20 protein-coding genes and 1 pseudogene are annotated in these 25,350 nt (G+C 66.0%); 10 read left to right on the top strand and 11 right to left on the bottom strand.

Features of this window, described 5'->3' with window-relative positions:
* Positions 1-226 precede the first annotated feature (226 nt).
* On the top strand, positions 227-733 hold the full coding sequence (locus ABIC50_RS23125) for an Arm DNA-binding domain-containing protein (RefSeq protein WP_354167339.1): 507 nt from the start codon (positions 227-229) through the stop codon (positions 731-733).
* Positions 734-831: 98 nt separating this feature from the next.
* The gene (locus tag ABIC50_RS23120; protein WP_126228029.1) at positions 832-1,203 is read left to right on the top strand and encodes a hypothetical protein; all 372 of its coding nucleotides are present in this window, start codon (positions 832-834) and stop codon (positions 1,201-1,203) included.
* Between the two features lie 63 nt (positions 1,204-1,266).
* Here ABIC50_RS23120 and ABIC50_RS23115 read toward each other — a convergent pair whose 3' ends face one another.
* The 3 genes and pseudogenes from ABIC50_RS23115 to ABIC50_RS23110 all read right to left on the bottom strand — a co-directional run bounded on the left by ABIC50_RS23115 (position 1,267) and on the right by ABIC50_RS23110 (position 2,796).
* Positions 1,267-1,554, bottom strand: coding sequence for an integrase core domain-containing protein (locus tag ABIC50_RS23115; RefSeq protein ID WP_471686046.1), 288 nt, complete (start codon positions 1,552-1,554; stop codon positions 1,267-1,269).
* Positions 1,515-1,652, bottom strand: a pseudogene (locus ABIC50_RS34005) (hypothetical protein); the annotation flags it as partial. The pseudogene ABIC50_RS34005 and the gene ABIC50_RS23115, both read right to left, overlap by 40 nt.
* 100 nt (positions 1,653-1,752) lie before the next feature.
* Positions 1,753-2,796 (bottom strand): hypothetical protein, encoded by a 1,044-nt coding sequence (locus tag ABIC50_RS23110; RefSeq protein WP_354166999.1) that lies wholly within the window; start codon positions 2,794-2,796, stop codon positions 1,753-1,755.
* A 211-nt stretch (positions 2,797-3,007) separates the two neighbouring features.
* Here ABIC50_RS23110 and ABIC50_RS23105 point away from each other — a divergent pair, with 211 nt between their 5' ends.
* Complete coding sequence (locus tag ABIC50_RS23105; RefSeq protein WP_354166997.1) at positions 3,008-3,718, top strand: immunity 52 family protein; 711 nt, start codon at positions 3,008-3,010, stop codon at positions 3,716-3,718.
* A gap of 103 nt (positions 3,719-3,821) precedes the next feature.
* Here the strand turns inward: ABIC50_RS23105 and ABIC50_RS23100 are convergent, their stop codons facing one another.
* Positions 3,822-4,352 (bottom strand): isochorismatase family protein, encoded by a 531-nt coding sequence (locus ABIC50_RS23100; protein WP_354167336.1) that lies wholly within the window; start codon positions 4,350-4,352, stop codon positions 3,822-3,824.
* A gap of 692 nt (positions 4,353-5,044) precedes the next feature.
* On the opposite strand from ABIC50_RS23100, the gene ABIC50_RS23095 reads away from it, so the two are divergent.
* Positions 5,045-7,186 carry a glucosidase family protein gene (locus ABIC50_RS23095; RefSeq protein ID WP_354166994.1) on the top strand — a complete coding sequence of 714 codons (2,142 nt, stop codon included), beginning with the start codon at positions 5,045-5,047 and terminating at the stop codon, positions 7,184-7,186.
* A gap of 145 nt (positions 7,187-7,331) precedes the next feature.
* Here ABIC50_RS23095 and ABIC50_RS23090 read toward each other — a convergent pair whose 3' ends face one another.
* The 5 genes from ABIC50_RS23090 to ABIC50_RS23070 all read right to left on the bottom strand — a co-directional run bounded on the left by ABIC50_RS23090 (position 7,332) and on the right by ABIC50_RS23070 (position 14,857).
* Positions 7,332-8,732 carry a sensor domain-containing diguanylate cyclase gene (locus tag ABIC50_RS23090; protein WP_011657144.1) on the bottom strand — a complete coding sequence of 467 codons (1,401 nt, stop codon included), beginning with the start codon at positions 8,730-8,732 and terminating at the stop codon, positions 7,332-7,334.
* A gap of 297 nt (positions 8,733-9,029) precedes the next feature.
* Positions 9,030-10,208, bottom strand: a complete 1,179-nt coding sequence (locus ABIC50_RS23085; RefSeq protein ID WP_126228033.1) for an acetyl-CoA C-acyltransferase — start codon at positions 10,206-10,208, stop codon at positions 9,030-9,032.
* Between the two features lie 49 nt (positions 10,209-10,257).
* Complete coding sequence (gene pncA / locus ABIC50_RS23080; RefSeq protein ID WP_006753411.1) at positions 10,258-10,890, bottom strand: bifunctional nicotinamidase/pyrazinamidase; 633 nt, start codon at positions 10,888-10,890, stop codon at positions 10,258-10,260.
* 44 nt (positions 10,891-10,934) lie between these two features.
* Complete coding sequence (locus ABIC50_RS23075) at positions 10,935-13,019, bottom strand: 3-hydroxyacyl-CoA dehydrogenase NAD-binding domain-containing protein (RefSeq protein ID WP_354166991.1); 2,085 nt, start codon at positions 13,017-13,019, stop codon at positions 10,935-10,937.
* Positions 13,020-13,213: 194 nt separating this feature from the next.
* Positions 13,214-14,857, bottom strand: coding sequence for a 3-(methylthio)propionyl-CoA ligase (locus ABIC50_RS23070; RefSeq protein ID WP_354166988.1), 1,644 nt, complete (start codon positions 14,855-14,857; stop codon positions 13,214-13,216).
* A 163-nt stretch (positions 14,858-15,020) separates the two neighbouring features.
* Between ABIC50_RS23070 and ABIC50_RS23065 the strand changes: the two genes are divergently transcribed.
* The 5 genes from ABIC50_RS23065 to ABIC50_RS23045 all read left to right on the top strand — a co-directional run bounded on the left by ABIC50_RS23065 (position 15,021) and on the right by ABIC50_RS23045 (position 18,825).
* Positions 15,021-16,589 carry a protein adenylyltransferase SelO gene (locus ABIC50_RS23065; protein ID WP_126228036.1) on the top strand — a complete coding sequence of 523 codons (1,569 nt, stop codon included), beginning with the start codon at positions 15,021-15,023 and terminating at the stop codon, positions 16,587-16,589.
* 38 nt (positions 16,590-16,627) lie between these two features.
* A complete protein-coding gene (gene msrB / locus ABIC50_RS23060) occupies positions 16,628-17,059 on the top strand; it encodes a peptide-methionine (R)-S-oxide reductase MsrB (RefSeq protein ID WP_011657150.1) in 432 nt (143 codons plus the stop codon).
* Positions 17,060-17,183: 124 nt separating this feature from the next.
* Complete coding sequence (locus tag ABIC50_RS23055; protein WP_105834071.1) at positions 17,184-17,714, top strand: septation protein A; 531 nt, start codon at positions 17,184-17,186, stop codon at positions 17,712-17,714.
* A 1-nt stretch (position 17,715) separates the two neighbouring features.
* Positions 17,716-18,024, top strand: coding sequence for a BolA family protein (locus ABIC50_RS23050; protein WP_012364068.1), 309 nt, complete (start codon positions 17,716-17,718; stop codon positions 18,022-18,024).
* A gap of 18 nt (positions 18,025-18,042) precedes the next feature.
* Positions 18,043-18,825 (top strand): peptidylprolyl isomerase, encoded by a 783-nt coding sequence (locus tag ABIC50_RS23045; protein WP_165751569.1) that lies wholly within the window; start codon positions 18,043-18,045, stop codon positions 18,823-18,825.
* Between the two features lie 235 nt (positions 18,826-19,060).
* Here ABIC50_RS23045 and ABIC50_RS23040 read toward each other — a convergent pair whose 3' ends face one another.
* Together ABIC50_RS23040 and purL are read right to left on the bottom strand one after the other, a co-directional pair.
* On the bottom strand, positions 19,061-19,603 hold the full coding sequence (locus tag ABIC50_RS23040; protein WP_354166986.1) for a GNAT family N-acetyltransferase: 543 nt from the start codon (positions 19,601-19,603) through the stop codon (positions 19,061-19,063).
* On the bottom strand, positions 19,603-23,667 hold the full coding sequence (purL, locus tag ABIC50_RS23035) for a phosphoribosylformylglycinamidine synthase (RefSeq protein WP_175675518.1): 4,065 nt from the start codon (positions 23,665-23,667) through the stop codon (positions 19,603-19,605). Before purL ends, ABIC50_RS23040 begins: the two co-directional genes overlap by 1 nt.
* 351 nt (positions 23,668-24,018) lie before the next feature.
* Here purL and ABIC50_RS23030 point away from each other — a divergent pair, with 351 nt between their 5' ends.
* Positions 24,019-25,323 (top strand): FAD-dependent oxidoreductase, encoded by a 1,305-nt coding sequence (locus ABIC50_RS23030; RefSeq protein WP_175737662.1) that lies wholly within the window; start codon positions 24,019-24,021, stop codon positions 25,321-25,323.
* The last annotated feature ends 27 nt before the right edge of the window (positions 25,324-25,350 follow it).

Below are 25,350 nucleotides of genomic sequence, written 5' to 3'. Positions count from 1 at the left end.
AGCCCACCACTGTCGCTCCGGGAAACCCCTAGATCCGACACGCTCCGTCAATGCCTGAAATGGGACCCTGCTCGAAGAGTTACAGCCCACGAAAATGGGGGTATTAGAGGGGGTACCAAACAACATGTCAAAACAATATATTGTTATTTTTCAAGTGCTTATATTGACAAATATGAATGCAACTTCCACATGACGATATGTCTGATCACTTCGTTTGCTCCAGTTCGTGGTGGTTCGGCGATTCGCCTGGAACCCTTGCCAGTCGGGCATCAAGTGCCCTTTCATCGTTTGCTTACGGTCGTCGAGAATCGCGGCGAGCGTAGCAAAAAGCGGGGGCGATTTCGAATCGTCCAACGACGAGACCCGTCTTTTTACCGTGCCACTCACCGACGTCAAGATCCGACAAGCGAAAGCAGGCAACAAGCGTACCAAACTTACTGAGGGCAATGGATTGTATCTTTTGGTGAAACCGTCCGGCTCCAGGCTTTGGCGATACAAGTACAGAATTGTTGGGAAAGAAAATCTCTTCCGATCGGCGAGTACCCAAGACGCGCGCGACGCGCGACGGTGCCCGCGAACTCGTCAAGAAGGACCGTACCCGTCTCATGCGCGACAAGAAGTGCTGACCACGCGCATCAATGATTGCCCCTTGGCCCTATGGTCGTGGGGCAGGACCAATTTATGCGCGCAGTTGCGCTGTATCCGGTTCGAACGATCGCCAACCGCAATTTGACGATGCGCAGTTACACGTGGCGATCGAATGCTATGAGGGATGGCCGCTTTCAGGTAAGACGATCGTTGGCTGGCAATGCCCGGCCTGTGGAGGTCTCAATGGAACCACTCCGAATTCTCGTTACATCGACGGTGATTATCGCCATTGCAGCGCTCGGCGGTCTGGTAATGGCCGGCATGCGTTTCGCCGGTAAAGACCTTCCCCCGACCGGGTTGGCGATGCTGCACGGCGTATTGGCAGCCGCCGCCATCACTTTGCTGATTTACGCTGCAGCAACGATTGGTTTGTCAGGTCTGGCTATAGCAGCCATTCTGCTCTTTGTCGTGGCCGCCGCAGGCGGCGTTTTCATGAATCTGAGCTATCACTGGAAACACCGACCGCTGCCAAAAGGCATTGTGGTCATACATGCGCTCGTCGCGGTAGTGGGCTTCATTCTGCTGATAGTAGCCACAGTGACGGCGCGCGCCTGATTTATCTTCCCCCCAGGGTATCGGGCAGCCCAGCCGTCGGATACCGTCTAGGACGGCGTGACCTTACCCCGCTGAGTACACCATTCGTAATTTAGTGGGCTCGCCGGTTTTCGGTTGATGCAGTTGCCGGAATTGGTCCGGAGCCAGTTGCCCTAAGGCGCTATATGGACGCACCGAGTTGTAGTCAGTGCGCCACGCTTCGATTCGCTTGCGTGCATCGTCGAGACTGACGAACGCATGCTGGTTCAAACATTCTTCGCGCAGCCAGCCGTTGAAGCTTTCGATGTGCGCGTTTCCACCGGCTTGCCTGGACGGATGAACTGCAGCTTGACGCCACGTTGGTGCGTCCAGGCATCGAGCGCCTTGCTGACGAACTCCGGCCCGTTATCCACTTGAATCAGGTTGGGACATCGTCCTCGTTGTCGCGACTGCTCGAGTACACGCGCCACGCGAACACCCGAAACTGCTCAATGCCCTACCCCGTTCGAAATTCCGCTTCAAGAGAATTGAATGAAATTCATATTCTCGAGTGGAGCCTGGCAACTTGCATCATTGCTTGATCGATATCTGATCGGCTTTAATCCAACGAAGCAAATGCTTACCGGATGCGTTAACGTAGTCTACGTAGGCCCACCCACTCGGAGACTGCTTCAGTACGGTTACGACATCATTCTGGACGAGATAGGCTCGACTTGCGGTCGCGTCGTCGGCGGCTGTGAACAGAGTCGCTTTTGCGACCGATACCGTGGCGGTCGGGCCTGCAGCACCCACTTCTTGCGCTACTGGCGTACCTACAGTGGCGGCAGAACCTCTCGAAAGCGCCATATCAATCAGTTGCGCATCGATGCGTGCCCCGTCCGACTTGAGAGCCGCTGCAACTTTCTGATAGGACTCGTGATTGGCAGAGGAAGGTGGGTCACACCGCAAGAGATTGTCGGCCCCCGAAGCATTGCGCATCAGTAAATGCGGGGACTGTCCTGCATGGATGGAGGCTAACTTGTTAATTGCCGATGGACGATCGCGCGTGAGCATCATCGAAGTTTGGGAATCTGTTCCCCACTGGGCACCTTGACTCGGTTGCCAACCCGCTCCACAAATCTCTCCGGTTTGCTCGGCCGTAATACAGCCTGTTTTTATCTCAATCATGGAACAGTACTCCCGGTTCAGCACCGTTTCCGGTTGCCCTTGCCCCATGAACACTGTTCCCTGCTCGTTTCGCATAACGATTACATATTGACCTGAAGGAGAGATATTCCATTTGTTAGGCGGCTCCATCTCCGTTCCCCCGCCGGCGTTCGACTCACCTGCTCGTGGCAGCAGGCCAAACGTCGTTCCATTCGGAAAGGAGAACACCGCTTTCTTCCAGGCCCGACGGGGCAATGGATCTTGAGGGTTCGCCGCATTGCTATAGATCACTGCTGCTCCGCCAGGCAATGCAAAGCGCAGAGTGGACTGCTGTGCTGCGCTGGCAAGACCTGACCACAGCATGGCCATCGCGAGCATAGTTCCGACATGCGTAACAAGCGTGCGCGGGGAACCTTTCCGAAACAACTGAACACGCGGCTTCGTGAGTTTTAACGCTGAGTCTTTCAAGATGGCATTCCCTAAGCTTGGACCAAATGTTGATAACGCCCCGGCGCAACCGACGTCCCGTTTACCTTCGCCATAGCGCGAGTGGGCCCGTAGTCCTGCAAAATGCTGGCCTCGTACGAACCCCTGTTCGGCCCCCCAGGTTGCGTGTCGCGGAACACCGCGATCTGAACGGCTAATTCGCCCCCACTGGCAACCGCAAATCGCGACAATCATGGACATCAGACTGAGATTCAAGGACCACGAACTCGAACCCACCAACTTCGAGCAAGTCCTGTCACGCATTCAGATCGTTACGACCGCGCTTGCCGAGGTCGAACCTAGCATCAATCGCTGGTACGCACGCGGACAGAGCCTGGAAGAAGCACTGCTATATCCGGCGTTCGAGGACGGCTCACCGTCCACGGCCATTTTGGCCGTACTCAAACACAAGTTTGGAGAAAATCCGGAAACGACATATGTGAGCCTGTGGGACGGCAACGAGGACATCAATCAAGGCACGACCATTTCGTGCCATCTGAACGAACCTGGACACCTCAATACGTTCGAGGTATCTCTGGCCGACAAGACAATTCTCGGCGACCTCAATTCCGTGCTGAAAATCGTTCACACTGCAATTGCCACTTTTAAGCCCGTCTACGCCGCGGTCGGGCCGAGAAGCTACGCGACACGGCAGGTATTCGACGACAAACCCGGCGTCGGCTGGATGCTCTACCTACCCACGGTAATTACGCAGCAGCAGCTTCCGGAAGCACGTGAGCTCGTTCCTGTCCCGGAGGCCGGCAAATCGCAGACGGGCACCATCATCGTCAGCACAACCGACGCACCATTCTCGATGAAGAACCCCGAGCACATCGAGACGGCAAACCGAATAGAGATCCGGCTCGTCGAGCAGGATCTCCTCCCCGCCTTCAAGGACCTGTAACCGACGATGCCGGCGCGATAATCCGCGCCGGCATCGTCGGTTAGAACAGCCCAACAAACTGCGCCGCGTCCTCCGCGCTACAGATGCTCAGTTTCGTTGCGCTTCACTTGATCAATTGCAGCACCTCGCGAAAGCGCGGATGCCGACTGGATCCGAGCCATTCGAATGCGATCATCTCGACCGTCGCAATCTCCACACCGTTCGCCCCAAGCCTCCCTATCGCCACTTCTCGATCGACCGTTTTGCGAGAACCCACGGCGTCGCTGATCACCGTCACTTTACGGCCGCTACGCAACAAGCCGAAGGCCGTTTGCAACACGCAGACGTGTGCCTCGCAACCGGCAACGATGACGCTGTTGCGTTCGGCCCGAAGCGCATCGGCCAGACCATCCGCGCATGCGTCGAAATGGTCCTTGGCCACGATGTCCGAGCACAACCCTTTGATCTCCGACACGCTCTCGCCGAGCCGGAGCGGGCTTTGCTCGGTCCCGACGACCGGCACCTCGAATATCCGTGCAATACGGCCGAGTCGAACGGCCTGCGCCACGACGGACGCGCCGTCGTGGATCGCCGGCATCAGTCGTGTCTGAAAATCGACCAATACGAGCACTGAATCGTCGGGTACGTGCAACACCGGGCATTCTCCAAAATGATGTAAAGGCAACCTGGTCCGCCGCCGATCGTCGAGCCACATGCAGCTCCACGAAGGACCAAAAACAAAAGTGAAGGAAGCTGCCAAGCCTACCAAATTTGGCGACACCGACGGGGTCCCGCGACCGTACTCGCCCCATGCCGGGAACACCGATTGCTAACGAGCCCGACGCGTCGAATTCACCGAATCCAACGTCGTCGATTCAACACCCGGTAACCACGAGCAAATGGCCTATACCAACATCCATTGCGGTTCGATTTTCGCGGAATTCCAAATTCTGTTATTTTAAAGTCATCCCGATTCGAATATTTTACCGCCCCCCTTCGGCAATAATTGCACCCCCGTTCAAGCGATAATTTGAGAGGATTCGAAATCATTATTGACTCGATCTTTATCCGAACTTTAGAATCCCCTACGACAGCTTACGTTTCATTTCCCCGCCGCACACGCGTCGCTTCCGGCGCCATGCCGGGGCACCTATAGCAGAAGTGATCCGTGCCTCACGGAGGCGAAGTCTCCTTTTTCTTTTCAATTCCGGCATTAACCGCCTGCCGGCTATTCCGTCCAATTCGCCCGCATCACGCCGGATTAAATCACGCATTGATCCGAACGCCGTCGCACCGCTGTTTCAATCATCCTCATAAAAAATCACCATTCACCAGGAGGGACATCACATGCATCGTTTCGCGAAGTCGCTGTGTATGGGACTCGTCTGCGCCAGCCTGCTCGCGGCCTGCAACGACGACGACATCAAGCCGGCCAATCCGCCGTCGAACCAGGCCGCCCTGTCATTCCGCATGGACGCCGGCGGACAGATCAATGCGTTCTACCGGCAGGATCAGGTCGCCGCGCATCTGCTCGTGCGTTCGTCGACGAAACCGCGCCTGCTCGTCGTGTTTCCGGCCGGCAACAGCGGCACCGGGCTGTGGTTCGACAATACGGCGCAGCCGGTGAACTGGAGCCTCGACACGCCGCCCGCCGCGCTGTCGGCGCCCGACACGCACGGTCGTCCGCTGCACGGCATCGGTGCCGACGTGTCGGTCGACACCGATACGCTGACGGTCCGCCAAGGCGTGCTCAGCAACGTGCGCTTCCTGCGCGACTTCAACGGCGGCGCGACGATTCCGCCGGAGATCGTCACCGCCCCGACGATCCAGGGCAGCGCCGCGCAATGGCAGCGCGACAGGATCGACGGCGCCCCCGGCTACGCGCTGCGCATCACGCTGCGCGACGGCGGCAGCATCGCGCAGGCCGCGGGCGGCAAGCTCGTGCTGCGCGCGGCGCCCGGCTCCCGCACGCTGAAACTGCACGTCGACGCGCTGTCTGGCGAGACGCCGTTGTCGCCGATCACGCGCGCCGACCTGCTCGCGCCGTCCGTGAACCCCGACCCGGTCAGCCAGAACGTGCTCGAATTCCTGAGCTTCCACGACAAGCTGCTGGCCGGCTCGTGGCAGTACGACACCTACTTCGGCCGCGACACGCTGATCTCGGTGCGCATGCTGATGCCGGTGCTGGCGCCGGCGGCGATCGAGGCCGGCCTGACGTCGGTGCTGAGCCGCCTGTCGAACGACGGCAAGGTCGCGCATGAGGAAGGCATCGGCGAATTCGCGCTGGTCGACAACGCGAAGAAAGGCCGGCCGAACGATGCGACGCCGGCCTACGACTACAAGATGATCGACAGCGACTACCTGCTCGCGCCGATCGCGGCGGCCTGGCTGATCGACGACACGCGCGGCCAGGCGCGCGCGGCCGCCTATCTCGCGCAACGCGGCAGCGACGGCCAAACCAACGGCAGCCGGCTGGTCGTCAACCTGCTGCACGTCGCGGCGACCGCGCAGCCATTCGCGCAGCAGCCGTCGGTCGCGAACCTGATCCGCCTGCGGCCCGGCGAGATCGTCGGCAACTGGCGCGACAGCACCGACGGGCTCGGCGGCGGCGTCTACCCGTACGACGTGAATGCGGTGCTCGTGCCGGCCGCGCTGCGCGCGGCGAACGCGTTCCTCGCGCGCGGCCTGCTCGATCCGTACCTCGACGCCGGCCAACGCGCGGCGCTCGCGAACACGGCAACCGAAGCAGCCACCTGGGAGCAGCAGGCGCCGCCGCTGTTCCAGGTGAGCGTGCCGGCCGCGCAGGCGGCGACCGACGTGTCGACCTATGCGCCGTCCGCCGGCGTGCCGGCCGGCACCGCGCCGAGCGCGCCGCTGTCGTTCTACGCGCTGTCGCTCGACCAGCAAGGCGCCCCGATCCCGGTCATGAATTCCGACGGCGGCTTCGCGCTGCTGTTCGGCACGCCGCCGGACGACGAACTGCGGCGCATCGTCGCCGACGTCACGCGGCCCTTCCCGACCGGGCTCGTCACCGATGTCGGGATGCTGATCGCAAACCCCGCGTATGCGAGCCAGGCGCTGTGGCCGAAGTTCACGAGTTCCGCGTATCACGGCACGGTGATCTGGTCGTGGCAGCAGGCAATGTGGGTCGCCGGGCTCGATCGCCAGCTCGCGCGCCAGGACCTGTCGGACACGACGCGCACGCTGCTGACGCAGGCACGGCAGACGATCTGGCAGGTGATCTCGAACGGACGCGACATGCGCACGTCGGAGATGTGGACCTGGTCGTACGTCAACGGCCAGTACCGGCCAGACGCATTCGGCACGCGCAGCGCGGATGCGACCGAGGCCAACGCGGCGCAGCTGTGGAGCACGACGTATCTTGCGATCCGCGATCCGCAACTGCGCACGGGCAAGTACTGGTGGCAGGCATCGCAGCGGATTCAGGACGCGCAGCCGGCGAACACGGCGGCGCTTACGTCACGATAGTCGGGCCGTCGGTGAAACGAAAGCCCCGCGCGCGTATCCGCGGGCGGGGCTTCGTTCGGGTTGCATGCAAAACGGCGGTACGTGGCATCGCGCCACTGCCCCACATCAACGCGCGCCACGTCGCCAGATGTGCGGCGGTCGCTCATCAGTGCGCGACCACGCGATTGCGCCCGTCGCGCTTCGCCTGGTACAGCCGTTCGTCGACCGCGCGCAGCAACGCATCGACCGTACTCCCGTCGACACCGTACTGCGCGACGCCGACGCTGACCGTCACCTGCACGCGCTTGAAATCCAGCCCGAACGGCGAGCTCGCGATCGACGAACGCACGCGCTCGGCCGTCATGCGCGCGCCTTCGAGCGGCATCTCGGGCAACAGCGCCATGAACTCCTCGCCGCCGACCCGCGCAAGCGCACCCGCGGGACGAATCGCCTCGAGACACTGGCGCACGACGCCGCGCAACACCTCGTCGCCGATCTGGTGTCCGTACGCGTCGTTGATGTTCTTGAAGTTGTCGAGATCGAGCGCCAGCAGGCAAAACGGCGTGCCGTCGCGTTCCGCACGCACGATCTCGCGCTCGACCTGCCCGATGAACTGGCGGCGGTTCGACGCACCCGTCATCGGATCGGTCGCGGCCATGTACTCGAGCTTCTGGTTCGTGCGCCGCAATTCCTGCAGCGCGCTATCGGTGCGCGCCATCGATTCCGACAGCCGGCTCATCAGGTCTTCCTGGCGGTAGATCGCCGAGAACGAGCGCGTCGTCTGCAGCGCCTGCACGACGCCATAGCTGAGCAGGAAGAACCCGCCCGCGAAGATCGCATGCGCGAGCCACCACATGTGATTCCACGGCTTGCCGAGGATGAACGCGACCGACGATAGCGCGAACGCCATGATCGACATCCCGTAGATCACCATCAGCGGCGACCGGATGCGCCTGGCGAGCAGCACGCCAACGTTCAGCAGCGAAAAAATCAGCGCGCCGCCTTCCATCGACAGCCGCGTGCCCAGCGCGCCGGCGACCGGCGAATACGCGATGTAGGCGACCGCGACATTGATGATCAGGAAGAACGCGATCCACGGCAGCCACGTTAGCGCACGCGTGCGCTTCTCCGGCCTGTCGGGCGGATTCGAATACGACAGCATGCCCGTCAGCAGCAGGATCGACATCACGAGCCGCGACGCGGGCCCGTACAGCAGGAACAGCCAGATATTGTGGTGCGCCATCCCGGTGAACGCCCCGTGCAGCGCGTAGATCATCGCGAAGCCGAGAAAGCCGAGTGTCAGCCAGCGCAGCAGCGGTTCGCCGGACGACCGGTAGCATACCCACGTCACGTAGGTGACGAAGGCGCCTTCGAGCGTGGCGGCCGCGATCGCGATTTCATGGAATGCGTGGCTCTCGAACACGACGTGGGGGTCGCCGAAAAACCACAAATAGGCAATCAGATAGGCCGGCAAGAGCGCGAATCCGACCAGCAGGCATTTCGCGTAGAGCCTCGCGGCCGCGCTGACGACACGCGGCGGTTCCCCGGATGCATAGGTCGTGCTCAATTTGAACCCCGTTTCGGTCTGCTGCGTGGTTCGAACGTCCACGGTGCCGGAAACGCGTGCTGCATCGTCTTCGCCGGCTACCGGAAACGCGTCGCGAGCGTCGGTGCAACGCACGCGCTGGCCCATCCCGCCGAAAGGCAAATGTCAGAGCAAGTATAGATGCGTCAATTCGTTTGACAAGTAAGGGGAAACGGCAGCATCGAATGAATGCGTTTTACTTCCGGTTCCTTTCGAATGGCCTGCGAAGGCCGGCGCTCGCGGCTTCCACTCGAGAAGCCGCGAGTCGGTCAGTCGCAATCAAACGATTTCGAACAGCCCGGCCGCCCCCTGCCCGCCGCCGATGCACATCGTGACGACCACGTATTTCACGCCGCGCCGCTTGCCTTCGATCAGCGCATGGCCGGTCAGGCGCGCACCCGACACACCGTACGGATGGCCGACCGCGATCGCGCCCCCGTTCACGTTCAGGCGGTCCTCAGGAATCCCGAGCGTATCGCGACAGTACAGCACCTGCACCGCGAACGCTTCGTTCAGTTCCCACAGGCCGATGTCGTCGACCTTCAGCCCGGCCTGCTTCAGCAGCTTCGGCACCGCGAACACCGGCCCGATGCCCATCTCGTCCGGCTCGCAACCGGCCACCGCGAAACCGCGGAACACGCCGAGCGGACGCAGCCCTTCGCGCTGCGCGACATCCGCGTTCATCACCACGCACGCCGACGCGCCGTCCGAGAACTGGCTCGCATTGCCCGCGGTGATCACGCCGCCCGGCACGGCCGAACGGATCTTCGACACGCCTTCGAGCGTCGTGTCGGGCCGGATGCCTTCGTCGGCCGACACCGTCACGTCCTGCGTGAACAGCCGGCCCGTCGCCTTGTCGGCAATGCCCGCGCGCACGGTGATCGGCACGATCTCGTCGTTGAAGCGCCCGGCTTCCTGCGCGGCCGCGGCCCGCAGTTGCGACTGCACGCCGTACGCGTCCTGCCGCTCCTTCGAAATCCCGTAGCGCTTCGCGACGTTCTCCGCCGTCTGCAGCATGTTCCAGTAGATCTCCGGCTTGTGCTCGACGAGCCAGCCTTCCTGGAGCATGTGCCGGTTCATCTCGTTCTGCACGCACGAGATCGACTCGACGCCGCCTGCGATGTACACGTCACCCTCGCCCGCGATGATCCGCTGCGCGGCGAGCGCGATCGTCTGCAGGCCGGACGAGCAGAAACGGTTCACCGTCATCCCCGGCACGCTCACCGGCAGCCCGGCGCGCAGCGCGATCTGCCGCGCGATGTTGGCGCCGGTCGCGCCTTCGGGGTTCGCGCAACCCATGATCACGTCCTCGATGCGCGCGGGGTCGAGCTTCGCGCGTTCGAGTGCGGCGGCGACCACGTGGCCGCCGAGCGTCGCGCCGTGCGTCATGTTGAATGCGCCGCGCCACGATTTCGCGAGCGGCGTGCGTGCGGTCGATACGATTACGGCTTCGGTCATGCGAGTCTCCTTCGGTCCTGCTTCATGTCCTGAATCGGATGGGAATGCGCTACGCCGTCGGGCGCGCGCCCGCGGACGTCACATGTGCGACGCCCGCCGCCTGCATCTGTTGCCATGCGTGCGCGAGCGACCCGTTCAGGTCGATCGCACGGCACGCATCGTTGATCACCGCGGCCTCGAAGCCCGCCGCGCGCGCATCGAGCGCGGACCACGCGACGCAATAGTCGGTCGCGAGCCCGCAACACCACACGCGCTTCGCGCCGAGCTCGCGCAGATAGCCGGCGAGCCCCGTGCGCGTCGTGCGGTCGGCTTCGACGAACGCGGAATAGCTGTCGAGCTGGGCGTCGCCGCCCTTGCGGATCACGAGCCTGGCGTGCGGAATGTCGAGATCGCGATGCAGCGCCGCGCCTTCGGTGTCCTGCACGCAGTGCACGGGCCACAGCACCTGCTCGCCGTACGGCAGCGCGAGCGTCGAGAACGGCTCGTGCCCCGGGTGGTTCGCGGCGAACGACACGTGTTCGCGCGGGTGCCAGTCCTGCGTCAGCACGACCTGGTCGAAGCGTCGCGCGAGCGCGTTGATCACCGGCACGACCGCGTCGCCGTCCGGCACCGCGAGTGCGCCGCCCGGCATGAAGTCGTACTGCACGTCGATCACGAGCAATACGTCGTCGGTGCGTTTCATTGCGTTTCTCCTTGCGGGCCTCGCCGTGCCGTCACGCGGGCCCGTCAGTCGTTGAATCCGCGCCCGGCCGCCGCCCGCTCGACGATCGACGGCGCGAGCTGCCACGCGTCGCCGTTCGGCGCGGCCGCGTAGCGGCGAATCGCCCGCTCGACGTTGTAGAGGCCGACCATGTCCGCGTACAGCATCGGGCCGCCGCGCCAGAGCGGGAAGCCGTAGCCGGTCAGGTAGACCATGTCGATGTCGGACGCCTTCGACGCGATCTTCTCCTCGAGAATCTTCGCGCCTTCGTTGACGAGCGCGAACACGAGCCGCTCGACGATCTCGTCGTCGCCGATCTTGCGCCGCTCGACGCCGCGCTCCTTCGAATACGCGACGACCATCTCGTCGACGAGCGCCGACGGCTTCGCCTTGCGATCGCCCGGCACGTAGTCGTACCAGCCGCCGCCCGTCTTCTGGCCGAAGCGGCCCAGTTCGCACAGGCGGTCGGCGATCTTCGAATACTGCAGATCGGGCTTCTCGACGTAGCGGCGCTTGCGGATCGCCCAGCCGATGTCGTTGCCGGCGAGGTCGCTCATCCGGAACGGGCCCATCGCGAAACCGAACTTCTCGATCGCACGATCGACCTGCGCGGGCAGCGCGCCCTCCTCGAGCATGAAGAGCGCCTGGCGGATGTACTGCTCGATCATCCGGTTGCCGATGAAGCCGTCGCACACGCCCGACACGACCGCCGTCTTGCGGATCTTCTTCGCGACCGCCATCACGGTCGCGAGCACGTCCTTCGCGGTCTGCGCGCCGCGCACGACCTCGAGCAGCTTCATCACGTTCGCGGGGCTGAAGAAGTGCATGCCGACCACGTCCTGCGGACGCTTCGTGAACGCGGCGATCTTGTCGACGTCGAGCGTCGACGTGTTCGACGCGAGGATCGCGCCCGGCTTCGCCACGGCATCGAGCTGGCCGAACACCTGCTCCTTCACGCCGAGCTCCTCGAACACGGCCTCGACGATCAGGTCCGCGTCCTTCAGGTCGTCATAGGACAGCGTCGGCGTGATCAGCGCTATGCGCGCGTCGAGCTTCTGCTGCGTGAGCTTGCCCTTCTTCACCTGCGCGTCGTAGTTCTTGCGGATCGTGGCCAGCCCGCGCTCGAGTGCGTCCTGCTTCGTCTCGAGCAGCGTGACGGGCAGGCCCGCGTTGATGAAGTTCATCGCGATCCCGCCGCCCATCGTGCCCGCGCCGATCACGCCGACGCGGCGAATCTCGCGCACCGGCGTGTCAGCCGGCACGTCGGGAATCTTGCTCGCCGCGCGCTCGCCGAAGAATGCATGCCGCAGCGCGCGGCTTTCCGGCGTCATCATCAGCGCGACGAAGCCCTCACGCTCGGCCGCGCTGCCCTTGTCGAAACCGTTCAGCACGCCGGCTTCGATCGCGTCGATGCACTTGTGCGGCGCGGGGAAATTCGGTGCGGCGGCCCGCGCCGAATTGCGCGCGAACTGGATGAAGCCCGCGGCGTTCTCGTGGACGATCTTGCGATCGCGCACGCGCGGGTGCGGCCCCTTCTGCGCACCGACCTTGCGCGCGAACGCGACGGCCGCGTCGAGCAGGTCGCCGTCGGCCATCGCGTCGAACAGCCCGCTGTTCGCGAGCTGCTCCGACGGCACCGGGGCGCCCGACACGATCATGTTCAGCGCGGTTTCGAGGCCCACCGCACGCGGCAGCCGCTGCGTGCCGCCCGCGCCCGGCAGCAGGCCGAGCTTCACTTCGGGCAGCGCGACCTGAGCACCGGGCGCCGCGACGCGATAGTGCGCGCCGAGCGCGAGCTCGAGGCCGCCGCCCATCACGACGCTGTGCAGCGCCGCGACGACCGGCTTCGCGCTCGCCTCCACCGCGCGAATCACGGTGTGCAGCGTCGGCTCCTGCAGGGCCTTCGGGGTATTGAATTCGGTGATGTCGGCGCCGCCCGAGAACGCGCGGCCGGCGCCTGTCAGCACGATCGCCGTGACCGACGCGTCCTGCAGGGCGCGATCGAGCGCGTCCATGACGCCCTGGCGCGTCGACAGGCCGAGCCCGTTGACGGGCGGATTGTTGAGCGTAATGACGGCCACGCCGTCGCGAGTCGAGTAATCCACTGCCATCTGCCTGCCTCCATGCATCGCGCGCCGGGGTGGCTGCGCTTCATTGTGCGCGGTCGAACGGCCGCATGTCCGGATCGAACGGAGGCAGCATACAACGAAAAAGCACGGTCGTTCAATTTGAATTTTCTTCGATCCGGGGGCCGGATCGGGCGACCGCGTGGCGGACTGCGTGTTGGATCGTCGCCGGCCCCGGCTTACGGCTCGCCGACCGCCGTCGGCAGCACGTAGTCGCGGAACGTCTCACGCAGCTTCAGCTTCTGCAGCTTGCCGGTGGCGGTGTGCGGCAGCGATTCGACGAACACGACGTCGTCGGGCACCCACCACTTCGCGACCTTGCCCTCGTAGAACGCGAGCAGCGCGTCGCGGGTGAGGTTCGCCCCCTCGCGCGGCACCACGACGAGCAGCGGACGCTCGGTCCATTTCGGGTGCGCACAGGCGATGCAGGCGGCTTCGGCCACGCCCGGGTGCGCGATCGCGACGTTCTCGATGTCGATCGAGCTGATCCACTCGCCGCCAGACTTGATCACGTCCTTGCTGCGGTCGGTGATCTGCAGGAAGCCGTCCGGGTCGATCGTCGCGACGTCGCCGGTGGGGAACCAGCCGTCCGACAGCGGCGACGTATCGCTCCGGAAGTAGTGATCGATCACCCAGGGCCCGCGCACCTGCAGTTCGCCGAACGCGACGCCATCCCACGGCAGTTCGTGGCCGTCGTCGCCGACGATGCGCATGTCGACGCCGCAGATCACGCGCCCCTGCTTTTCCAGCAACCGGCGCTGCGTGTCGAGCGGCCGCTGCGACTGCGCCCAGTTCAGCTTCGCGAGCGTGCCGAGCGGCGACAGCTCGGTCATCCCCCACGCGTGGATCACGCGCACGCCGTATTCGTCCTCGAACGTGCGCAGCATCGCGGGCGGGCACGCGGAGCCGCCGATCACCGTGCGGTTCAGCGTCGAGAAGCGCACGCCGGCCTCGCGCATGTAGTTCAGCAGCCCGAGCCACACGGTCGGGACGCCCGCGGAAAACGTCACGCGCTCGGCCTCCATCAGTTCGTACAGCGACTTGCCGTCGAGGTCCTTGCCGGGCAGCACGAGCTTGCCGCCCGTGAGCGGCACCGCGTACGGCAGCCCCCACGCGTTCACATGGAACATCGGCACGACGGGCAGCACGGCGTCCAGCGCCGACAGGTTCATCGCGTCGGGCAGTGCGGCGCCGTATGCGTGCAGCACCGTCGAGCGATGCGAATACAGCACGCCCTTCGGATTGCCCGTCGTGCCCGACGTGTAGCAGAGGCCCGACGCCTGCAGTTCGTCGAGGCGCGGCCAGTCATAGTGGCCGTCTTCGGCGTCGACGAGCGTTTCGTAGCACAGGTACGGCAGCGCGCCGGACGGCACGTGCGCGGCGTCGGTCATCGCGATCCAGCCCTTCACGTGCGGGCACTGCGGCGCGATCGAATCGACGAGCGGCGCGAAATTGATGTCGAAGAAAACGTAGCGGTCTTCCGCGTGATTGACGATGTAGGCGATCTGCTCCGGAAAGAGGCGCGGGTTGATCGTGTGGCACACGGCGCCCATCCCGCCGATCCCGTAATACGCCTCCAGGTGCCGGTAGCCGTTCCAGGCCAGCGTGCCGACGCGGTCGCCCGATTCGACGCCGAGCCGGGCGAGCGCCTGCGCGAGGCGCTTCGCGCGTTGCTCGCAGTCGCGGTACGTGTAGCGATGCAGGTCGCCTTCCACGCGCTTCGACACGATCTCCGTGTCGCCCGCATAACGCGCGGCATGCGCGATCAGCGACGACACCAGCAACGGCATGTCCATCATCTGGCCCAGCAACGGCTTACCCATCGTCTTGTTCTCCCGGAAGGACGCGAATCGGTGACCAGCCTTGAAGCGGTGCGCCGGCTTGCGGCCCGTCCACGGCCGGACGGGCGTCGCGCAACGCACGCGGGCCGCCATGCGGGCGGCGCGGCGCCGCCTTACAATATCGGCTTACCCAGAGGCGCTCAACATGTCGTTTTCCCGAAGCGCAGCCGATGCGGCTGACACTCTCCCCGACCTCGCCGCCACGCTCGGCGCGCCGGCCCTTGGCGCGTTCGTCACGCTCGGCGACGCGTTTCATACGCGGCTGCCGGCCGCGCCGCTGCCCGCGCCGTACGTCGTCGGCTGTTCCGACGAAGTCGCGCAGCTGCTCGGCCTGCCTGCATCGTTCGCCACCCAGCCCGGCTTCGCCGAGCTGTTCGCCGGCAACCCGACGCGCGACTGGCCCGCGCACGCGCTGCCGTACGCGTCGGTGTATTCCGGTCACCAGTTCGGCGTGTGGGCCGGCCAGCTCGGCGACGGCCGCGCGCTGACGATCGGCGAACTCCCCGGCACCGATGGCCGACGCTACGAGCTGCAGATCAAGGGCGGAGGCCGCACGCCGTATTCGCGGATGGGCGACGGCCGCGCCGTGCTGCGTTCGTCGATTCGCGAATTCCTGTGTTCCGAAGCGATGCATCACCTCGGCATCCCGACCACGCGCGCGCTCACGGTGATCGGCTCCGACCAGCCGGTGGTGCGCGAGGAGATCGAGACGTCGGCCGTCGTCACGCGCGTGTCGGAGAGCTTCGTGCGCTTCGGCCACTTCGAGCACTTCTTCTCGAACGATCGCCCGGACCTGTTGCGCCAGCTCGCCGATCACGTGATCGACCGCTTCTATCCGGCGTGCCGCGACGCCGACGATCCTTACCTCGCGCTGCTCGAAGCCGCGATGCTGCGCACGGCCGACCTCGTCGCGCAATGGCAGGCCGTCGGCTTCTGCCATGGCGTGATGAACACCGACAACATGTCGATCCTTGGCCTGACGATCGACTACGGCCCGTTCGGCTTCGTCGACGCGTTCGACGCGAATCACATCTGCAACCACTCCGACACGAGCGGCCGCTACGCGTACCGGATGCAGCCGCGCATCGCGCACTGGAACTGCTACTGCCTCGCGCAGGCGCTGCTGCCGCTGATCGGGCTGCAGCACGGCATCGCCGACGACGATGCGCGCGCCGAGCGCGCGGTCGACGACGCGCAGGCCGTGCTCGCGAAGTTTCCGGAACGCTTCGGCCCCGCGCTCGAACGCGCGATGCGTGCGAAGCTCGGCCTCGAGCTCGAACGCGAAAACGACGCCGAGCTCGCGAACAAGCTGCTCGAAACGATGCACGCGAGCCATGCGGACTTCACGCTGACGTTCCGCCGGCTCGCGCAGCTGTCGAAGCACGACGCGAGCCGCGACGCGCCGGTGCGCGACCTGTTCATCGATCGCGACGCGTTCGACGCGTGGGCGAACCTCTACCGCGCGCGGCTGTCCGAGGAGACGCGCGACGACGCGGCCCGTGCGGCCGCGATGAACCGCGTGAACCCGAAATACGTGCTGCGCAACCATCTGGCCGAAGTCGCGATCCGGCGCGCGAAGGAAAAAGACTTTTCCGAAGTCGAACGACTCGCGCAGGTGCTGCGCCGGCCGTTCGACGAACAACCGGAACATGAAGCGTATGCGGCATTGCCGCCCGACTGGGCCGGGTCGCTCGAAGTGAGCTGTTCGTCGTGACCCGCACGACCCGACCGACCGATCAGGAGAACTCCCACATGTCACACGATACCGACGATAAAACCTACCCGTACCAGAAGGACGACGCCGAGCTGCGCCGCCGGCTCACGCCGATGCAGTACGAAGTCACGCAGCATGCGGCGACCGAGCGCGCGTTCACCGGCGAATACACCGACACCGAAGACGCCGGCATCTACAAATGCGTCGTCTGCAGCACGCCGCTGTTCGAATCCGGCGCGAAATTCCATTCGGGCTGCGGCTGGCCCAGCTATTTCAAGCCGCTGAACGGCGAGGTGATCGACGAGAAGATCGACCGCACGCACGGGATGGTGCGCGTCGAGGTCCGCTGCAACCATTGCGGCGCGCATCTCGGCCACGTGTTCGAGGACGGCCCGCGCGACAAGACCGGTTTGCGGTACTGCATCAATTCGGCTGCGTTAAACTTCGAGTCCCGACCCGAAAACGAATGAGCGGCGCCGGACGGATCGGTCGGGCAGCTTCGCCGGCTGCGCCGATCCCGGACGGTGTCGCCTGGCGGGTCCCCACAACGGTGAAAGGCCGCGCGATGCGGTCTTTCACGCAGCTGCGAGCGCCATGAAATTCCTGTTCGATCTGTTTCCGATCATCCTGTTTTTCGCCGCCTTCAAGGTCTGGGGCATCTTCACCGCCACCGCCGTCGCGATCGTCGCGACACTGGCCCAGGTCGCGTGGGTCGCCTTCCGGCACCGGAAGGTCGACACGATGCTGTGGGTCAGTCTCGGCGTGATCGTCGTCTTCGGCGGCGCCACCCTCGTCCTGCATGACGAAAAATTCATTCAATGGAAACCGACAGTGCTGTACTGGTTGTTTGCGATCGGGCTGCTCGCCGCACGCTATGCGTTCGGCAACAACCTGATCGAGAAGATGATGGGCAAGCAGCTCACGCTGCCGCATCCCGTGTGGGACAAGCTGAACGTCGCGTGGGCGATGTTCTTCGCGGTGCTCGGCGTCGCGAACCTGTACGTGGTGCACAACTACACCGAATCGCAGTGGGTGAACTTCAAGCTGTTCGGGACGACGGGCGCGATGGTCGTGTTCATCATCCTGCAGAGCCTGTGGCTCACGAAGTACCTGAAGGACGAATGACATGACCGACGCCTTTCTCGACGCCTCGCCCGACGAGCGCATCGCGCTGATCGAAGCGCGCCTGACCGCCTCGCTCGCGCCACTGTCGCTCGCGGTGCGCGACGACAGCGCGCAGCACGCGGGCCACGCCGGCGCGGCCGCCGGCGGCCACTACACGGTCACGATCGTGTCGGCCGCATTCGCGGGCAAGCCACGCGTGGCGCGGCACCGGCTGGTGTATGATGCGCTCGCTGATGCGATGCAGCGCGGCATTCACGCGCTCGCGATCGTGGCTTATACGCCCGAAGAATTCAACGAATCTTCAATCTAGTCTCAACAGGAATTCCCGATGATCCTGAAATCCCCCCGCCTGTGGGTCGCGGCGGCTGCTTTTGCAGCGGCACCGGCATTCGCCCAGAACATCGCCGTCGTGAACGGCACGCCGATTCCGAAGTCGCGCGCCGACGCGATGGTCGCGCAGCTCGTCCAGCAAGGTCAGACCGACAGCCCGCAACTGCAGCAGGCCGTGCGCCAGGAACTCGTGAACCGCGAAATCCTGATGCAGGAAGCGATCCGCGAAGGCATCCCGAACCGTCCGGACGTGAAGGCGCAGGTCGCCGTCGCGCAGCAGACGGTCGTGCTGCGCTCGATGATCGAGAGCTTCCTGAAGAAGAACCAGCCGAGCGACGCGGAAGTGAAGGCGCGCTATGACGAGCTCGTGAAGGGCGCCGGCGGCAACCGCGAGTACCACCTGCATCACATCCTCGTCGAAAGCGAGCAACAAGCGAAGGACCTGATCGCGAAGATCAAGGGCGGCGCGAAGTTCGAGGATCTCGCGAAGCAGTACTCGAAGGATCCGGGTTCGGGCAAGAATGGCGGCGACCTCGACTGGTCCGATCCGAAGGCGTACGTGCCGGAATTCGCGGCGGCCGCGCAGAAGCTGCAGAAAGGCCAGATGACCGACACGCCGGTGAAGACGCAGTTCGGCTGGCACATCATCCGTGCCGACGACATCCGCGACGTCGCCCCGCCGCCGTTCGATCAGGTGAAGGCGCAGATCGCGCAGCAGATCGTGCAGCAAAAGCTGCAGGCGTTCGAGGAAGGTCTGCGCCAGCAGGCGAAGATCCAGTAACGTCGGCGACATTCGCCCATGCCAAGGCCGCTCCCCGTGAGCGGCCTTTTTCATGCGTGCGTGCGGCTGCGGCACACGCCGCGCCGGCTGCGGTCGACCCGCGCGTTGCGGCCCGGATGCGCACGGATACGGCGCGCGCCGCCCTGCCCGGCCGCGCAAAGAAAAAGCCGCTTCTAAGCGGCTTCTTTTCGGAACGGCGGGATCCGGGACCCTGTTCGGACAGCGCGGCGAACCGCTATGCGGGATAGAACGCAGCGTGATAGCGGACCGCACCCGACGGCCGCGGCGCGGCTTCGTCGAACGCCAGCGCGAGGAAATACTCGCGCGGCTCATCCGCGAACACGAGATCGCCGGACGGCACGAAGCCGAAACGCGCGTAGTACGCGGGATCGCCGAGCACGACGCAGCCGCGCGCACCGAGCCGGCGCAATGCGTCGAGCCCCGTGCGCACGAGCCCCGCACCGATGCTCCGGCGCCGGCATTCGGGCCGCACCGCGAGCGGCCCGAGCCCGTACCATGCGTGGCTGCCGGCCGGCGCGCCGCCGATCGACACCGGCGAGAACGCGACGTGACCGATCACGCGCTCGTCGCGCTCCGCGACGAGCGACACGGCGAGCGCGCCATCCGCGCGCAGCGCGTCGACGATCTGCCGCTCGAGCTGCCCATGCTGCGGTTCGTCCGCGAACGCGGCCACGATCACGCGACCGATCGCATCGACGTCGCCGGCGCGTTCATCGCGCAGCGTGACGATCTCGACCGGTGCGTGCGGATCGAACATCAGCCGATCCAGCGGCGTGCGTTACGGAACACGCGCATCCACGGGCTCGCTTCGTCCCAATCTTCCGGATGCCAGCTCATCGTGACCGTGCGGTGCACGCGCTCCATGTGCGGCATCAGCACCGAGAAGCGGCCGTCGGCCGTCGTGACCGACGTGATGCCGGCCGGCGACCCGTTCGGGTTGAACGGATAGCGCTCGGTCGCTTCGCCGCGGTGGTCGATGTAGCGCATCGCGACCGCGACGCGATCGATGTCGCCCTGCTGCGAGAAGTCCGCATAGCCTTCGCCGTGCGCGACCGCCACCGGAATCCGCGAGCCTTCCATCCCCGCGAAGAAGATCGACGGCGACTTCTCGACTTCGACGAACGAGAAGCGCGCCTCGAACTGCTCCGACTTGTTGCGCGTGAACTTCGGCCACGCCTCGGCGCCCGGAATCATCGACGCGAGGCTCGACAGCATCTGGCAGCCGTTGCAGATGCCGAGCGCGAACGTGTCGGGGCGCGCGAAGAACGCCGAGAACATGTCGGCGAGGTTCGCGTTGAAGCGGATCGTCTTCGCCCAGCCTTCGCCGGCGCCCAGCACGTCGCCGTACGAGAAACCGCCGCACGCCACCGCGCCCGCGAAATCGGCGAGCGTCGCGCGGCCCGCGAGCAGGTCGCTCATATGCACGTCGTGCGCGTCGAAGCCCGCGCGGTCGAACGCGTACGCCGTTTCGAGGTGCGAGTTCACGCCCTGCTCGCGCAGGATCGCGACGCGCGGGCGTGCGCCCGTCGCGATAAACGGCGCGGCGATGTCGTCGGCCGGATCGAACGTCAGCACCGGCGAGATGCCCGGGTCCGCCGCATCGAGCAGCGCGTCGTATTCGGCGTCCGCGCAAGCCGGGTTGTCGCGCAGGCGCGCGATGCGCCAGCTCACTTCGCCCCACGCACGATGGAGTTCGGCGCGCGGCGCGTCGAAGATCTTCTTCGCATCGCGGTACACCTCGATCACGTCGCGCTCGTTGACCGTGCCGATCACGTGCGAGCACGCCGACAGGCCGAACTCGCGCAGCGCGCCGAGCACCACGTCGCGATCGGCCGCGCGCACCTGCACGACGGCGCCGAGCTCTTCCGAGAACAGCGCGCGCAGCGTGCGATCCTCGCGACGGCCGCTCGTCTGCTTCGCCCAGTCCTTCGCGTCGCCGTAGTCGGATTCGTGATTCGGGTCGAGCGTCAGCATGTCGACGTTCAGCGACACGCCCGCGTGACCCGCGAACGCCATTTCGCACACCGTCGCCCACAGGCCGCCGTCCGAGCGGTCGTGGTACGCGAGCAGCTTGTCTTGCGCGTTGAGCGTCTGGATCGCGTTGAAGAAGCGCTTCAGGTCTTCCGGATCGTCGACGTCCGGCGTCGCGTCACCGACCTGCTGCGTGACCTGCGCGAAAATGCTGCCGCCCATCCGGTGCTTGCCGCGACCGAGATCGATCGCGATCAGCACGCTGTCGCCCGCGTCGGCGATGCGGCGCAGTTGCGGCGTCAGGTGGCGGCGCACGTCCTCGACCGGTGCGAACGCGGAGATGATCAGCGACACCGGCGACACCACTTCCTTCGCGACGCCCTGCTCGTCCCACTTGGTCTTCATCGACAGCGAGTCCTTGCCGACCGGAATGCCGATCCCGAGCGCCGGGCACAGCTCCATGCCGATCGCCCGGACCGTATCGAACAGCGCGGCGTCCTCGCCGGCCGTGCCGCACGCGGCCATCCAGTTCGCCGACAGCTTCAGCTTGTCGAGCGACGCGATCGGCGCGCTCGCGATGTTCGTGATCGCCTCGCCGACGGCCATGCGGCCCGATGCCGGCGCGTCGATCACCGCGAGCGGCGTGCGCTCGGCCATCGTCATCGCCTCGCCCTTGAAGCCCGCGTAGTCGAGCGCGGTCACCGCGCAGTCGGCCACCGGCACCTGCCACGGGCCGACCATCTGGTCGCGCACCGACGTGCCGCCGACCGAACGGTCGCCGATCGTGATCAGGAACGACTTGCTGCCGACCGTCGGGTGCTTCAGCACGTCGACCGCGACTTCCGACAGCGCGATGCCCGTCACGTCGACCGGCGCGCGCTCGGTGGCGACGCGCGCGACGTCGCGGTGCATGCGCGGCGGCTTGCCGAGCAGCACTTCCATCGGCATGTCGACCGGGTATTCGTCGGCGCCCGTCGCTTCGTCGTCGACGAGCTTCAGCTGGCGTTCGTCGGTCGCGACACCGACCACCGCGAACGGGCAGCGCTCGCGTGCGCAGATCGCCTCGAAGCGCGGCAGGTCGGCCGGCGCGATCGCCAGCACGTAGCGCTCCTGCGCCTCGTTCGACCAGATTTCGCGCGGCGACAGGCCCGATTCCTCGAGCGCGACCTTGCGCAGCTCGAAGCGCGCACCCTTGCCCGCGCCGTCGACGATCTCGGGGAACGCGTTCGACAGGCCGCCCGCGCCGACGTCGTGGATGCTCAGGATCGGGTTTTCCGCGCCGAGCTGCCAGCAGCCGTTGATCACTTCCTGCGCGCGCCGCTCGATTTCCGGGTTGCCGCGCTGCACCGAGTCGAAGTCGAGTTCGGCCGTGTTCGCGCCGGTCGCCATCGAGCTCGCCGCGCCGCCGCCCATGCCGATCCGCATGCCGGGGCCGCCGATCTGGATCAGCAGGGAGCCTGCCGGCACATCGTGCTTGTGCGTATGCTGATCCGCGATGTTGCCGAGGCCGCCCGCGATCATGATCGGCTTGTGATAGCCGCGCACCTGACCGTCGACGTTCTGCTCGTACACGCGGAAGTAGCCGCCGAGGTTCGGACGGCCGAATTCGTTGTTGAACGCGGCGCCGCCGAGCGGGCCGTCGATCATGATCTGCAGCGGCGACGCGATGCGGTCCGGACGGCCGTACGGGCCGTGCACGTCGTTCGGGTTGCGCTCGCCGAGCGGCTGCGCCGCGTCGCGGGCGTTTTCCCACGGCTGGCGTGCGCCGGGCAGGTCGAGGTTCGACACGGTGAAACCGGTGAGGCCGGCCTTCGGACGCGCACCGCGGCCCGTCGCGCCTTCGTCGCGGATCTCGCCGCCCGCGCCGGTCGCCGCGCCCGGGAACGGCGAGATCGCCGTCGGGTGATTGTGCGTCTCGACCTTCATCAGCGTGTGCGTGAGTTCGGTGTGGCGCCCATAGCGCTCGCCCGGCTCGCCGGCCGCGCCCGCGTTGCGCGGGAACCAGCGCTCGGCTTCGGCGCCGACCATGATCGACGAGTTGTCCGAATACGCGACGATCGTGCCCTGCGGGCTCAACTTCTCGGTGTTGCGGATCATCGCGAACAGCGACATGTCCTGCGGCTCGCCGTCGATCGTCCACTGCGCGTTGAAGATCTTGTGGCGGCAGTGCTCGCTGTTCGCCTGCGCGAACATCATCAGCTCGACGTCGGTCGGGTTGCGTTCGAGCTTGCGGAACGCGTCGACCAGGTAGTCGATTTCGTCATCGGCGAGCGCGAGGCCCAGCTCGACGTTCGCGCGCTCGAGCGCCCCGCGGCCGACGCCCAGCACGTCGACGGTCGCGAGCGGCTTGGCCGGCAGTTCGTCGAACAGGTGCTTCGCGTCGTCGCGCGCGGCGACCACGCTTTCGGTCATCCGGTCATGCAGTGCGGCGGCGACGGCTGCGCGCGCGTCGTCGGACAGCGCCTTCTTGCCGCCGAGCAGGCCCGACTTCAGCGTGACCGTGAATTCGACGCCGCGCTCGATGCGACGCACCTGCGTGAGGCCGCAGTGCTGCGCGATGTCGGTCGCCTTGCTGGCCCACGGCGAAACCGTGCCGAAGCGCGGCAGCACGACGAAGGTCTCGGTCGCGCCCTTCTCGGCCGCCGGCTCGAACGGCGCGCCGTAGTGCATCAGCGCGTCGATGCGTGCGCTGTCGTCGGCCGACAGCGGCTCGGCCGCATTGACGAAGTGCAGGAACTGGCCGCGCACCGCGACGATGTTGGCGTCGATTTGCCTGAGCGTGTCGAGCAGACGGGTTTGACGGAAATCGGAGAGGGCCGAAGCGCCGGGAAAACACGAGAAGTGAGCCATGGGCTGGACTGACGTCGATGAGTCGCGCGAAGTGGCGACGTGGGGCGAAAGGAAGGCCGTAATTATACCCGGAAGTCGGTCGCCCCAGACCGGCCGATCGGGACCCGTCGCGCACCGCGACGGTGCACCGCAATCCGCCGCACCCGCCTCGCCGAGCCGCCCGCCCATCCGTCCGCCGGGCCGGCGTGCCCGGCCGCGGCAGCCGGCGGCCGCACGATGGCGGAATCGGATGGGCTCGCGTGGCGCCGGTTCGCGCGCTTTTGGCGCTATCATTCCCGGTTCACCGGGCCGGGGGCCCGTCAGCGAATTCTCACCGGGCGGCGTGCGCGCCGCCCGTCATCGAAGCAATCCATGGATGTCATCGTCATCGGCGGCGGACTCAGCGGCGTCGCCACCGCCTACCAGCTGCGTGCGGCCGGCCATCGCGTGTGCGTGGTCGAGCGCCACGCGACCGTCGCGCAGGGTGCGACCTACGGCGACGGCGGCGCGCTGCTGCCGAGCCCGCTCGACGTCTGGTTCGGCCCCACCTTCATGCACCAGCGCCAGCCGCGCGACACCGGCATCGTGTACAAGCCGGGCTTGAACGGCGGCGTGCGCCGCTTCGTGAAGCAGCTCGCGGCGCTGCGCGAGCCCGACGCATTCGTCGCGCAGTACGCGCGGCTGCGCCCGCTGATCGACGCGTCGCGCGAGTCGCTCGCCGACATCGAGGCGCGCTTCCAGCTCGAATTCGAGCAGAAACCCGGGATCCTGCACGTCGTGCGCGACACGCGCGACTGGGACGCGCTGCAGCCGGCGCTCGACCTGCTGCGCACGCTCGACCAGCCGTACCGGGTGCTCACCGCCGACGAATGCGCGGCACTCGAGCCGTCGGTGCCGGCCGAGCCCGGCTTCGCCGGCGGCGTGCTGCTCGAGGCCGAGCGCACCGGCAACTGCCCGCTGTTCGCGAAGCTGGTCAAGCAGACGCTCGACGAGCACGGCGTGCAGTTTCGCTTCGGCGCGGACGTCGCCGCGATCCGCGTCGACACCGGCCGCGCCGCGGTCGAGCTCGCGCCGCCGGCCGGCGGCCGGCACGCGACGAAGGCGCGCGAGGTCGACGTGATTTCGGCCGACGCGATCGTGGTCGCCGCCGGCGCCGGCAGCCTGCCGCTGCTGGAGCGGCTCGGCTGGCGGCTGCCGCTGCATCCGGTGCGCGCCCACACGCTGACCGCGCCGGTCGCGTACGAAGAACATGCGCCGCACCTGAGCGTCGTCGATTCGATCAAGCGGATCTCGATCACGCGCACCCACCAGCGGTTGCGCATCGGCGGCGGCGGCGTGCTGCAGAGCGTCGCCGACACCGCGAAGCCGCTTCCCGAGCCGTTGTCCGAGGCCGCGCTCGCGCTGCTCGGCCAGGCCGTCCACGACTGGGTGCCGGGCGCCGCAAAGATTTCCGCCGCGCTGTCGTGGCAAGGCACGCAGCTGCTGTCGCCGGACGGCCTGCCGGTCGTCGGTCCGACCCCGCATCCGCGCGTGTTCGTCAATTTCGGCCACGGCCCGGCCGGCTGGGGCCTCGCGTGCGGGTCTGCTAAAGTGGTGACCGACTGCGTGGGCGGCGCCGCGCAGCAGTGGCCGGCCGACACGCTCGCCGCGCTGAGCGCCGCGCGCTTCACGACCTGACCGCCGCGGGCTCGCCCCCGGGGCGGC

This window comes from Burkholderia sp. 567, assembly GCF_040545115.1.
Classification (GTDB): domain Bacteria; phylum Pseudomonadota; class Gammaproteobacteria; order Burkholderiales; family Burkholderiaceae; genus Burkholderia; species Burkholderia ambifaria.
The sequence above is the reverse complement of the archived record's forward strand: the minus strand, read 5'-3'. Positions and strand labels throughout refer to the sequence as shown.

Excerpts from the sequence above, each read along its gene's own strand:
- ABIC50_RS23120 (WP_126228029.1), top strand. The coding sequence starts at position 832 with ATGGAACCACTCCGAATTCTCGTTACATCGACGGTGATTATCGCCATT.
- ABIC50_RS23105 (WP_354166997.1), top strand. The coding sequence starts at position 3,008 with ATGGACATCAGACTGAGATTCAAGGACCACGAACTCGAACCCACCAAC.
- ABIC50_RS23095 (WP_354166994.1), top strand. The coding sequence starts at position 5,045 with ATGCATCGTTTCGCGAAGTCGCTGTGTATGGGACTCGTCTGCGCCAGC.
- ABIC50_RS23085 (WP_126228033.1), bottom strand. The coding sequence starts at position 10,208 with ATGACCGAAGCCGTAATCGTATCGACCGCACGCACGCCGCTCGCGAAA.
- pncA (WP_006753411.1), bottom strand. The coding sequence starts at position 10,890 with ATGAAACGCACCGACGACGTATTGCTCGTGATCGACGTGCAGTACGAC.
- ABIC50_RS23075 (WP_354166991.1), bottom strand. The coding sequence starts at position 13,019 with ATGGCAGTGGATTACTCGACTCGCGACGGCGTGGCCGTCATTACGCTC.
- ABIC50_RS23070 (WP_354166988.1), bottom strand. The coding sequence starts at position 14,857 with ATGGGTAAGCCGTTGCTGGGCCAGATGATGGACATGCCGTTGCTGGTG.
- ABIC50_RS23065 (WP_126228036.1), top strand. The coding sequence starts at position 15,021 with ATGTCGTTTTCCCGAAGCGCAGCCGATGCGGCTGACACTCTCCCCGAC.
- msrB (WP_011657150.1), top strand. The coding sequence starts at position 16,628 with ATGTCACACGATACCGACGATAAAACCTACCCGTACCAGAAGGACGAC.
- ABIC50_RS23055 (WP_105834071.1), top strand. The coding sequence starts at position 17,184 with ATGAAATTCCTGTTCGATCTGTTTCCGATCATCCTGTTTTTCGCCGCC.
- ABIC50_RS23050 (WP_012364068.1), top strand. The coding sequence starts at position 17,716 with ATGACCGACGCCTTTCTCGACGCCTCGCCCGACGAGCGCATCGCGCTG.
- ABIC50_RS23045 (WP_165751569.1), top strand. The coding sequence starts at position 18,043 with ATGATCCTGAAATCCCCCCGCCTGTGGGTCGCGGCGGCTGCTTTTGCA.
- ABIC50_RS23040 (WP_354166986.1), bottom strand. The coding sequence starts at position 19,603 with ATGTTCGATCCGCACGCACCGGTCGAGATCGTCACGCTGCGCGATGAA.
- purL (WP_175675518.1), bottom strand. The coding sequence starts at position 23,667 with ATGGCTCACTTCTCGTGTTTTCCCGGCGCTTCGGCCCTCTCCGATTTC.
- ABIC50_RS23030 (WP_175737662.1), top strand. The coding sequence starts at position 24,019 with ATGGATGTCATCGTCATCGGCGGCGGACTCAGCGGCGTCGCCACCGCC.